The organism is Mycobacterium marseillense (assembly GCF_010731675.1).
In the GTDB taxonomy this organism is placed as follows: Bacteria; Actinomycetota; Actinomycetes; order Mycobacteriales; family Mycobacteriaceae; genus Mycobacterium; species Mycobacterium marseillense.
Map to the genome: position 1 here is coordinate 223267 of NZ_AP022584.1, position 11630 is coordinate 234896.

Consider the following 11630-nt stretch of genomic DNA (forward strand, 5'->3'; position numbering starts at 1 on the left):
CCGGCGATGGGGCGTCTGGTTGACGCACCCGCACGACTGAGACCCGGAGCCCAGCAGTGACCACAAGGTCGCTGCTTTTCGCTTTTCAGGGCATCGGGAACCAGCGGGCGTGCCCTGGCAGCCAACACAGAAAGACACACCCACCATGTCCCTCACCGAATTCACCCCAGCTGTCGACACGTCTGACCATCGGATCGTCTCGTTCCGGGAACTTTCGGCCCCCGCCGCGATTCGCACCGAACTGCCGCTGACCCCGGCGCGCGCCAAAGCCGTCCAGCGCGACCGCGACGAGGTGTCGGCTATCCTGGCCGGCCACGACGACCGACTTCTCCTCGTGGTCGGCCCCTGCTCGGTGCACGATCCCGTCGCCGCGCTCGACTACGCGCGCCGGCTCGCCCCCCTTGCCGCCCAGTACGCCGAACGACTGAAGATCGTGATGCGGGTCTACTTCGAAAAGCCGCGCACCACCGTGGGCTGGAAGGGGCTCATCAACGACCCCGCCATGGATGGCAGCTTCGACGTGGAACGCGGCATCCGCACCGCACGAGGGTTGTTGCTCGACATCATCGACGTCGGCCTCCCGGTGGGGTGCGAATTCCTGGAACCCACCAGCCCGCAGTACATCGCCGACGCGGTCGCCTGGGGCGCCATCGGCGCCCGGACCACCGAGTCGCAGGTGCACCGCCAGCTGGCATCGGGGTTGTCGATGCCCATCGGATTCAAGAACGGCACCGACGGCAACATCCAAGTCGCCATCGACGGTGTCAAAGCCGCAGCGGCGGCGCACCATTTCTTCGGAACCGATGACGTGGGTCGCGCGGCCGTCGTCGAGACCATGGGCAATCCCGACTGCCACGTGATCCTGCGGGGCGGCACCGCCGGCCCGAATTACGATGCGGCCTCGGTGATTACGGCGATCGAGCGGTTGCGCAAGGCCGGCCTGTCCGAGCTGGTCATGATCGACTGTTCGCACGCCAACTCCGCCAAAGACCATGCGCGACAGGCCGAGGTCGCCGCCGAGGTGACCGCTCGCATCGCGGCGGGCGAGCGCGGCATCGCCGGCCTGATGCTGGAAAGCTTCCTGGTGGCCGGCGCCCAATCGCTCAGCGGCGAACTCACCTACGGCCAATCCGTCACCGACGCCTGCATGGACTTCGCGACCACAGCTGACCTGCTGGCGGAACTTTACGCGGCGCTGGGCTGATCGGGTAGCGCGCGGTGCGGCGCTTAGCCTGCCGAAATCTGGCCGGCGATCGCCTTTTTGTCGATCTTGCCGATCGGCGTGGTGGGCAGCGCGGTCATCGGGACCAAGACGTCGGGCCGCGCGTGCCTGGCCACGCCGCGCTCGTCGAGGTAGCCGTTCAGCTCCGCCAGCGTTAGCTCCTGGCCCGTGAAAACGACTGCCGCGCAGACTTTCTCGCCCAGGTAAGGATCGGGCAGCGCCACCGCGGCCGCCGAGAAGATCGCCGGGTGGCTGTGCATCTGCTCCTCGAGGTCTGCCGCGGAGATGGTTTCCCCGCCGCGGCAGATGACATCTTTGACGCGGCCGGTGACCACCACGTAGCCGTCGTCGGTGAGCCGAACCAGGTCGCCACTGCGGAAGAAGCCGTCGGGGTCAAAGCAGCGCTCGTTGTCGCGCTCGGCGCGAAAATAGCCGTTGAACGTGTAGGGCCCGCGGACCAGCAATTCGCCTTCCGCACCCGCGGGCACCGGCCCACCGGCCGCATCGACGACGCGCAATTCGTCGGCGGCAGACAACGGCCGCCCCTGCGTGTGCTCGGTGAGTTCGGGTGGATCATCCAGGCGCGTGTAGTTCAGCAACCCCTCGGCCATCCCGAACACCTGCTGCAGGCCCGGCGTCAAGGCGCCGCGTACCAGGCGGGCGTCCTCGGGCTCCAGCTTGGCGCCCCCAACCTGCAAGAGCCGCAAGGTTTTCGGGGTCACCGGTTCCCACTCGCAGGCCTGCGCCCACAGTTTCGCCAGAGCCGGCACCAGGGCGGTGACCGTGACGCCATGGCGGTCGATGGCGGCGAAGGCCGCCTCGGGGCTGGGGTCGGTGCCGAACACGGTGGTGGCGCCCACCGTCATGGCGCCGAGCAGACCGGGGCAGGCGAGCGGAAAATTGTGGCCGGCCGACAGCACCGCCAGATAGACGTCGTCGCCGGTGAGTCCGCAGAGTTCGGCGCTGGCCGTCGCATTCAACACGTAATCGTCATGGGTGCGGGGGATGAGTTTGGGGGTGCCGGTGGTGCCACCGGAAACCAGAAGCAGCGCAGGCGATCCCGGGTCGCGTGGCGGGGGCGGCGGGGTGATGGGCGCCTGCTCGCACAACCGCGCCCACGAGGTGAAGGGCCCCGGGTCGCCGTCGACGAGGACGTGCCGCAGCGTTGGGTGTTCCTCGACGAGTCCGAGCGCCATCGTCCGATAGTCGAAACCGGCTGCGGTATCGGGAATCAACAACCCGGTGGCGCCGCTGACCGCGGCGAAATGCCCGAGTTCGGCGGCCCGGTGTCCCGGCAGGCACATCACCGGGATCGCCCCCGCCCGCAGCAGCCCGAACAGCGCCACCGCGAACTGGCAGCCGTTGGGCAGCTGCAGCAGCACCCGGTCGCCGGGTGCGATACCCAGTGCCCGCAGCCCCCCGGCGGCGCGGTTAGCCTGGTCGTCGAGGTCCGCATAACTGAAGCCGGTACCGCCCACGGCGTCGAGCACGGCGATTCGGTCGGGCCACTGCCGTGTCGCGTCGGTCAGGATCGCGTCCAGGGTCCGGCCCGTCCAATAACCGGCCGCCCGGTAGGCGGCTGCGCGATCAGCGGGGAATGGCACGAACCCGTCGACGGCGTCGGCCGAGGGCTGCGGTGTGTTCGGGCTCATGGCTCCTTAGACGGGGGCTTAGTAGCGGGGATGCAGGGAGTAAGGATAGGGTAACCAAAAAATTAGGGCAGCCTGTGCTAATTCAGGGAGGGTCTGTGGTGCACGCCCCGGCACGCTCGGAGGACATCCGGGCGGAGGTGGCCGAATTGCTCGGCGTCGACGTCGATGCAGTTCAGCCGGGCAGCAACCTCATCGGTCAGGGCCTGGACTCCATCCGGATCATGACCCTGGCCGGGCGCTGGCGCCGCCAGGGCATCGCTGTCGACTTCGCCACGCTGGCCGAAACGCCGACGGTCGACGCCTGGGCGCGATTGGTCACCGCCGGCGGGCCGAGCGACGATCGGCCGGCCGAGCCCGCCGCTGGCCCCTCGGATGCCGCCCCGCCCGGGGAGGACGAGCCCTTTTCGCTGGCCCCGATGCAGCATGCGATGTGGGTCGGCCGCCAGGACAACCAGCAGCTCGGCGGGGTGGCGGGCCACCTCTACGTCGAATTCGACGGCGGACCGATCAATCCGGAACGCCTGCGCACGGCGGCCACCGCGCTGGCCCGGCGCCATCCGATGCTGCGGGTGCGGTTCCTGCCCGACGGCACCCAGCGCATCTCCCCGGCCGAGGAGTGCGGTGCCTTCGCGGTGCACGTCGAGGACCTGCGCGAGCTGAACAGCGCCGAGGCCGATCAGCGGCTCGCCGCCATCCGCGCCGCCAAGTCACACCAGCAGCTCGACGGCGCCGTGTTCGAGCTGGCGGTGACGCTGCTCCCGGACCAACGGTCCCGGCTCCACGTCGACCTGGACATGCAGGCCGCCGACGCGATGAGCTATCGCACTCTGATGTCCGACCTGGCGGCGCTCTACCTCGGCCGCGACCTGCCCGCCCTGAACTACACCTACCGGCAGTACCGCCAAGCCATCGAGGCCGAAGAGGCACGGCCGCAACCCACCCGTGACGCCGACCGCGCCTGGTGGGCGCAGCGCCTTCCGGAGCTGCCGGACCCGCCCGGCCTGCCGACCGCGGCGGGCCGCGCCGGCAACCAGAGCACCCGGCGCTGGCACTGGCTGGACCCGCAGACCCGCGATGCGCTCTTCGCCCGCGCCCAGGCGCGCGGAGTCACCCCGGCGATGGCGCTGGCCGCGGGCTTCGCCAACACCCTGGCGCGCTGGTCGACGGCCTCGCGCTTCCTGCTGAACGTCCCGCTGTTCGGGCGCCAGGGGCTGCACCCGGACGTCGACTCGCTGGTCGGTGACTTCACCTCCTCGCTGCTGCTCGACGTCGACCTGATCGGCGCCGACACCGCCGCGGCGCGGGCACAGGTGGTGCAGGACGCGATGCGCACCGCCGCCGCCCATTCGGCCTATCCCGGGCTGTCGGTGCTGCGTGACCTCAGCCGTCATCGCGGTACCCAGGTGCTCGCACCCGTCGTCTTCACCAGCGCGCTCGGACTCGGCGAACTGTTCAGCTCCGAAGTGACCGGCCAATTCGGCACACCGGGATGGATCATCTCGCAGGGGCCACAGGTGCTGCTCGACGCGCAGGTCACCGAGTTCGACGGCGGCGTCCTGGTGAATTGGGATGTGCGCGAAGGCATCTTCCCCGCCGGGGTCATCGACGCGATGTTCGCCTACCACATCGACGAGCTGCTCCGGCTGGCCTCGGCCGCCGACGCCTGGGACGCGCCGGGCCCGCCGGCGCTGCCCGAGGCTCAGCGCGCGGTGCGCGCGGCGACCAACGGTCGCACCGCGGAACCGAGCGGAGAAGCCTTGCACGACGGGTTCTTCCGGCAAGCCGAGCGCCAGCCCGACGCGCCGGCGGTCTTCGCCAGCACCGGTGACCTCAGCTACGCGCAGCTGCGCGACCAGGCGCTGGCGGTCGCGGCCGCGCTGCGAGCGGCCGGCGTCACCGCCGGCGACACCGTCGCGGTCATGGGACCCAAAACCGCCGAGCAGATTCCGGCGCTGCTGGGCATCCTGTCCGTCGGTGCCGTCTATCTGCCGATCGGCGTCGACCAGCCACGCGACCGTGCCGAGCGCATCCTCGAATCCGGCGGGGTGCGCCTGGCCGTGGTGTGCGGCGGACAACGGCTGTCCATGCCGGTGCCCGAGGTGGTGCTCGCCGACGTCCTTCGCGACGCCCCGCCGAGCGCCGAAATCGCATCCGCGAGAATCGATCCCGCCGGCCTCGCCTACGTGTTGTTCACCTCCGGCTCAACCGGCGAGCCCAAGGGCGTCGAGGTCACCCACGACGCGGCGATGAACACCGTGGAATTCATCGGCCGCCACTTCGAGATCGGCCCCGCCGATCGATGCCTGGCCCTGTCGACCCTGGAGGGTGACATCTCGGTGATGGACGTGTTCGTCACCCTGCGCACCGGCGGGTCCATCGTGGTGGTCGACGAAGCGCAGCGACGCGATCCCGATGCCTGGGCCCGCCTCATCGACACTCACCAGGTCACGGTGCTGCATTTCATGCCCGGCTGGCTCGAGATGCTGGTCGAGGTCGGCCGGGGGCGGCTGTCCTCGGTGCGGGTCGTGCCCACCGGGGGCGACTGGGTGCGGCCCGAGGTGGTGCGCAGGCTGCGGGCCGAAGCCCCCAACCTCCGGTTCGCCGGCCTCGGCGGCGCCACCGAAACACCGGTGCACAACACCATTTTCGAAGTGACCGAGCCGATACCGGACGACTGGACGGCGCTGCCCTTCGGCGTACCGCTGCCCAACAACGCCTGCCGCGTCGTCGACGACACCGGCGCCGACTGTCCCGACTGGGTTCCCGGCGAGTATTGGGTGTCGGGCCGCGGCATCGCGCGCGGCTACCGCGGACGCCCCGATCTCACCGCGGAACGCTTCGTCCAGCACGACGGCCGAACCTGGTATCGCACCGGCGATTTGGTTCGCTACTGGCCCGACGGCACCCTCGAATTCGTCGGCCGCGCCGACCACCGCGTCAAGATCAGCGGCTACCGCGTCGAGCTCGGCGAGATCGAAACCTCGCTGCGGCGCGTGCCCGGGGTACGCACGGCGGTGACGGCCCTGGTCACTGTATCCGGGGAATCCGACGTGCTGGCCGCGCAGGTGTGCACGGACGACGCTGCCGTGACCGCCGAGGGAATCCGCCGGTCTCTCGCCAAGCTCGTTCCCGCGCATATGATCCCGCGCCACATCACGGTGGTGGAGCGGATCGGCTTCACCGACGCCGGAAAGCTCGACCGGCGCGCCGTGGCGCGCGAATTGGAAAGCGCCGTCTCGCAATCGCGGCGACCCGGCCACCGCGCGCCGACGACGCCCCTGCAATCCGCGCTGGCCATGATCGTGGGTGACCTGCTCGGCCGGCGCAACATCGGTGTCGACGACGACTTCTTCGCCCTCGGCGGCGACTCGGTGCTCGCCACGCAGGCGGTGGCCCGAATCCGGGCCTGGCTGGACGCACCGGACATCATGGTCGCCGACATCTTCGCGAACCGCACCGTGTCGGCGCTGGCCACGGTCCTCAGTGCCGGCGAGCAGGACCCCGGCCGCCTCGACCAGGTCGCCGAGCTGTACCTGGAGGTTATCGGCATGGACGCCGAGTCGGTTCTGTCAGCCTCTCAGCAACTCGCGAAATCGTAAACGGCGCAATGACATTGAATAATCTGATCACCGTGGCTTCCACATTCCCGTCCTGGATCAAGCTGACCCGGGGCCGCACCGACGGGTCAGCCGGCGCCACGGTGGTATTCCCGCACGCCGGTGCGGCCGCCGCGGGCTATCGGGTGCTGGCCGCGGCGCTGGCCGCGGGCCGCGACACCTACGTCGTGCAGTACCCGCAGCGGGCGGACCGCCTCAGCGAGCCCGCACACGACAGCGTGCACGACCTGGCCGTCAGCCTCTTCCAGGCCGCGCCGTGGCCCGGCGTCGCACCGCTGACGTTGTTCGGTCACAGCATGGGTGCCGTCGTCGCCTTCGAATTCGCCCGCGTCGCCGAGGCGCAGGGCGCGGCCGTCCGCAAGCTCTGGGTATCGGCGGGCCCGCCGCCGTGCGTGGTCGCGGACATGCCCGAACTGCCGACCAGTGACGACGGGCTGCTGGCGGACATCGCCGATCTGGGCGGCACCGACCCGGAACTGCTTGCCGACGAAGAATTCTCGGAACTGCTGACCACCGCGGTGCGCGCCGACTACCAGGCCTTCAACCGCTACGACCCCAGCCCCGACGTGCGCATCGGCGCCGACATCCACGTGTTGGGTGGCCATGACGACCACCGCATCGGGACCGGCGTGCTGCGCCAGTGGGAGAGGCACACCGCCGGATCCTTTGCCATGTCGCTGTATGACGGCGGGCACTTCTACGTCTACGACCACGTCGACGCGGTCGCCGCGCAGGTGAATGCCGGGTGATGTCGATGTCCGAGAACGGGTTTGGCGGCCACCCCGCGCCGGGGGGCGCCGACCCCGTGGTGATCGTGGGGATGGGCGTCGAGGCGCCCGGCGGCATCGAAAACGCCGAAGGCTACTGGGATCTGCTGGCCCACGGCCGTGAGGCGCTGGGCCCGTTTCCCACGGACCGCGGCTGGGCGGTGCGTGAACTGCTCGCCGGCTCGCGGCGGAGCGGTTTCAAAGAGATTCATGACCGAGGTGGATTCCTCAGCGGGGCAACGACATTCGATCCCGAGTTCTTCGGCATCTCGCCCCGCGAGGCCGTGGTGATGGACCCGCAGCAGCGGGTTTCGCTCCGGGTGGCCTGGCGTGCGTGCGAGAACAGCGGCATCAATCCCGACGAACTTGCCGGGCACGACGTGGGCTGCTTCGTGGGCGCCTCCGCCACCGGCTACGGGCCCGAGATGGCCAGGTTCTCCGAACACAGCGGCCATCTGCTCGCCGGAACCGCACTCAGCGTCATCTCCGGCCGCATCGCCTACACGCTGGGATTGGCCGGTCCGGCACTGACCCTGGATTCCTCGTGCGCCTCCGCGCTGGTGGCCTTCCACGTCGCGGTGCGCTCCCTGCAGAACGACGACTGCGACATGGCCATCGCGGGCGGGGTCAACGTGCTCGGCTCACCGGGATTCTTCGTCGAGTTTTCCAAACAACACGCCCTCTCCGATGACGGGTACTGCCGCCCCTACAGCGCGCAGGCCAGCGGAACCGTGTGGGCCGAGGGGGCGGCGATGTTCGTGCTGCAACGCAAGTCGGCCGCCCTGCGCGCCGGCCGCCAGATCCTGGCCGAGGTGCGCGCGACCGCCATCAACCAGGACGGGCGCAGCGCCGGGCTCAGCGCGCCCAGCGGCGACGCCCAGGTTCGCCTGTTCCAGCGGGCCATCACCCAGGCCGGGATCAAGCCCGCCGAGGTGGGCATGATCGAGGGCCACGGCACCGGCACCCGGCTCGGCGACCGCACCGAATTGCGCTCGCTGGCACAAACCTACGGCGACACCGAAGCCGGCGCCGGGGCGCTGCTGGGTTCGGTGAAGTCCAACGTCGGCCACTCGTTGGCCGCCGCCGGTGCGCTGGGACTGGCCAAGGTGCTGGTCTCGGCCGAACACGGGGCCGTTCCGCCCACCCTGCACGCCGACAACGCCAGCCCCGAAATCGAGTGGGACAAACAGGGTTTGCGGCTTGCGCAGACGCTGACGCCGTGGCCGGCCATCGACGGGCAGCGGATCGCGGCCGCGTCCGCGTTCGGGATCGCCGGCACCAACGCGCATCTGATCGTTTCCGTCCCCGAGGTCGCGTGATGCTCACCCACCATCTGCCCGACGGGCGTATCCCGGTGCTGCTGAGCTCCCACGACCCGGAGCTGATCCGACGCGACGCCGCGGCGATCCTCGATTACCTGGGCCGCATCGACTCGCCGAGCACGACCGCCGCGGTCGCATCGACCCTGCTGCGGCTGCGGCGCGCGCGACGGCACCGCACCGTGCTGCGGGCGTCCGGCGACGCCGAGCTGGTCGCCGGGCTGTCGGCGATCGCGCGGGGCGAAGAACACGAACTCGTCACGCAATCCGCGAAGACGACGCCGCCGCGCGTCGCGTTCGTGTTCCCCGGCCAGGGCAATCAATGGCAGGCGATGGGCGCCGACGCCTACCGGCGGCTGCCCGCCTACCGCGAGGCGGCCGACCGCTGCGCGGAAGAGTTCGTCGTCGCCGGATTCGCCTCTCCGCTGCCGTATCTGGTGGGAGAAGAAGAGCGCAGCTGGTCACGTCCCGAAATTCAGGGAGCGCAGTTCACCCACGCGGTCAGCCTGGCCGAGGCATGGCGATCGTGGGGGGTGCTGCCCGATATCACCATCGGCCACAGCCTCGGTGAGGTCGCGGCGGCCTATGTGGCGGAAGCCATCTCGCTGCCCGATGCCGTCGCCCTGGTGGTCGCCCGCGCCACCGTGGTCGGCACGCTGACGGGCCGCTACGCGATGGCGGTGCTGGGCACCGGCCTCGACGTCGCCGAGTCGCTGCTGGCCGAATCGCCCGGCTGGGTGGAGGTTTCGGCCGTCAACGGGCCGTCGTCGACCGTGGTCGCAGGCGATCACGACGCGGTCGCCGCCGCGGTGCGGCTGGCACAGCAGCGCGGCATCTTCACCCATCAACTGTCCGTCGACTACCCCGGCCACACCAGTGCGCTACGGCCGTTACGTGCCAGCCTGGCCGAGCTGACGCCGCGGTCGGGGTTCCGGGACGGGCCGGTGCGATTCGTCGGCTCCACCCTCGGCGCAGAGTTGGGTGCGGCAACCGATTTCTCGGAATACTGGTATGAGAACCTCTGCGGCACAGTTCGATTCGATCTCGCCGTGCAATACGCCCGCAGCTGCGGGGCCGACACGTTCGTGGAGCTCTCGGCACATCCCTCCCTGCTCTATCCGCTGGGCGACATCGTCGACGACGAGTCGGTCATCGTCGGCTCGGGGCACCGCGACCGACCGGTCACCGAGTCGCTCGCGGCGAGCATCGCCGCCGTCGCGACCGCCGACCCCGGCTGTCGCTGGGCCGACGCCGTCCCGGCGGGTGACCAGGCTCCGTTGCGAGGCTTCCCGAACGCGCCGATGCGCGCGGTGCACCTCTGGGCGGCGCCCGAACGAGTGACCGAAGCGGCGTCGGCGCCCGCGCTGACCGTGGCCGTCGAGGACTGGCAGCACACCGCCCCGCCCACCGGTCTGAGCGCGGCACGCCCCGACATCGGCTTCTTCGGTGATGACGCGGTGACCCGCCTGCTCGCTGATGCCGTTGCGGCACAAAGTGATTGTCGCGTGGTAGCGCCGCACGAGGCGGAGGTCCTCGCGATAGTCGCGCTGGGTCTCGACCAGCTCGACGCCACCGCCGCGTTCGAGCAGATCGCCGCGCGGCCCGATGCCGGCCTACCCGATTACCCCGCGCTCATCGGCCCGCGGTGCCGGGCCGTGTGGCTGCTGACCGTCGGCGCCGAACACGTCGATCGGGATGACACCGACGTCTCGCCGGCGCAGGCGGCCCTGGCGGCGATGCATCGCAGCGTCGGGTTCGAATTCCCGGACCAAGCCTTCGGGCATCTTGACCTCGGGGGCCGCGACGTGGACGCCGCGATCGCGCGGGCCGTCGTCGACGTGCTGTCGGGCGAGGCGGCCGAGGTGGCGTTGCGGGGCGGCGAATCACCGAGAAGCGAAGTTCGGCGCCATGTCCGAACCTTCCGCGCGTGCCGCGAATCGGCGACCGGCCGGCCCTTCGATGCCGCCGCGCTGGACGACGTGGTGATCACCGGCGGGAGCGGGGCCATCGGCCTGCAGTATGCGCGGTACTGCCTCGAACGCGGGGCGCGGACCGTCACCCTGTTGAGCCGCACCGGCGTGGACCCGGCCGCACTGCGCGAGCTCGCCGACCGGCACGGCGCCGAAGTGCGTGCCCCGCACTGCGATATCACCGACCGCACCGCACTGGCCTCGGCGGCCGCGACGCACGCGGGTGCGGGGGCGTCGCTGCTGATCCATACCGCGGGCATCGCGCAGGCGCGCTCGCGCTCCGACCTCACCGGTGCTGATGTGGCGGCCGTGTGCGCGGCCAAGGTCCGCGGACTGGCCCTGATGGCCGAGGTGTGGCCGCTGCGACCGGAGTGCCGAATCCTCGCCTGCTCGTCGGTGTTCGGGGCCTGGGGCGGCCACGGCCACGCGGCCTATGCGGCGTCGAACCGGATGCTCGATGTGCTGGCCGCCCAATTGCGCGCCCAAGGCCGCGACTGCACGGCGATCCGGTGGGGACTGTGGCAGGGCGCCGGGGTGGTGGTCGGCAACGAGATCACCCGCACCGAACGCTCCGGGCTGGTGGCGATGGAGCCGGAGGCGGCGATCGAGGCCAGCCTGTACCGCTACGACGGCGACCCGCTGATTTTCGACGCCGACTTCGACCGGCTGCAGGTGTTCTTCGAAAGCCAGGGAATGCCAATGCCGTTCAGCGCTACGCCGAACGGTGACGCCAGTCCATCCGAAGGCGTCGCCGCTGCGAAGCCGCTGGCCGAGGTGGTACGGGCCGAACTGGCCGCGACACTGCATTTGGGGGATTCGCTGTCCATCGACCCGGGTACGTCGCTCATCGACCTCGGGGTGGACTCCTTGCTCGCCCTCGATTTGCGTAAGCGGCTGCGCCGGACGGTGGGGAACTCGGTTCCGGTAGCCCGCATGCTCGGCGGCATCACCGTCGACGAGCTGATCGACGCGCTGCGCTCCGACACACCCGGCGGCCCCACGCCGCCCCCCATCGAGCGCACCGGCGCCGCCAGCGGTGCGCACCACTCAACGCTCGCGATGCTCGAAAGGTTGGACTCCTAG

At 70.4% G+C, this 11630-nt stretch carries 6 protein-coding genes; 5 read left to right on the forward strand and 1 reads right to left on the reverse strand.

Features of this window, described 5'->3' with window-relative positions:
* Positions 1–145 precede the first annotated feature (145 nt).
* Positions 146–1204, forward strand: coding sequence for a 3-deoxy-7-phosphoheptulonate synthase (locus G6N26_RS00985; RefSeq protein WP_067166532.1), 1059 nt, complete (start codon positions 146–148; stop codon positions 1202–1204).
* Positions 1205–1227: 23 nt separating this feature from the next.
* Here the strand turns inward: G6N26_RS00985 and G6N26_RS00990 are convergent, their stop codons facing one another.
* Positions 1228–2874 carry a (2,3-dihydroxybenzoyl)adenylate synthase gene (locus G6N26_RS00990; protein ID WP_083016501.1) on the reverse strand — a complete coding sequence of 549 codons (1647 nt, stop codon included), beginning with the start codon at positions 2872–2874 and terminating at the stop codon, positions 1228–1230.
* 95 nt (positions 2875–2969) lie between these two features.
* Here G6N26_RS00990 and G6N26_RS00995 point away from each other — a divergent pair, with 95 nt between their 5' ends.
* From G6N26_RS00995 to mbtD, 4 genes are read left to right on the forward strand one after another with little or no spacing between them, the layout of a single operon-like run.
* Positions 2970–6473, forward strand: coding sequence for a non-ribosomal peptide synthetase (locus G6N26_RS00995; protein WP_083016505.1), 3504 nt, complete (start codon positions 2970–2972; stop codon positions 6471–6473).
* An 8-nt stretch (positions 6474–6481) separates the two neighbouring features.
* Entirely contained in the window at positions 6482–7240 is a 759-nt protein-coding gene (locus G6N26_RS01000; RefSeq protein ID WP_067166521.1) for a thioesterase II family protein, read from the forward strand.
* Positions 7237–8577: a beta-ketoacyl [acyl carrier protein] synthase domain-containing protein gene (locus G6N26_RS01005; protein ID WP_372460803.1), complete on the forward strand. Its 1341-nt coding sequence runs from the start codon at positions 7237–7239 to the stop codon at positions 8575–8577. The genes G6N26_RS01000 and G6N26_RS01005 overlap by 4 nt, the downstream gene beginning before the upstream one ends.
* Entirely contained in the window at positions 8577–11630 is a 3054-nt protein-coding gene (mbtD, locus tag G6N26_RS01010; protein ID WP_083016508.1) for a mycobactin polyketide synthase MbtD, read from the forward strand. Before G6N26_RS01005 ends, mbtD begins: the two co-directional genes overlap by 1 nt.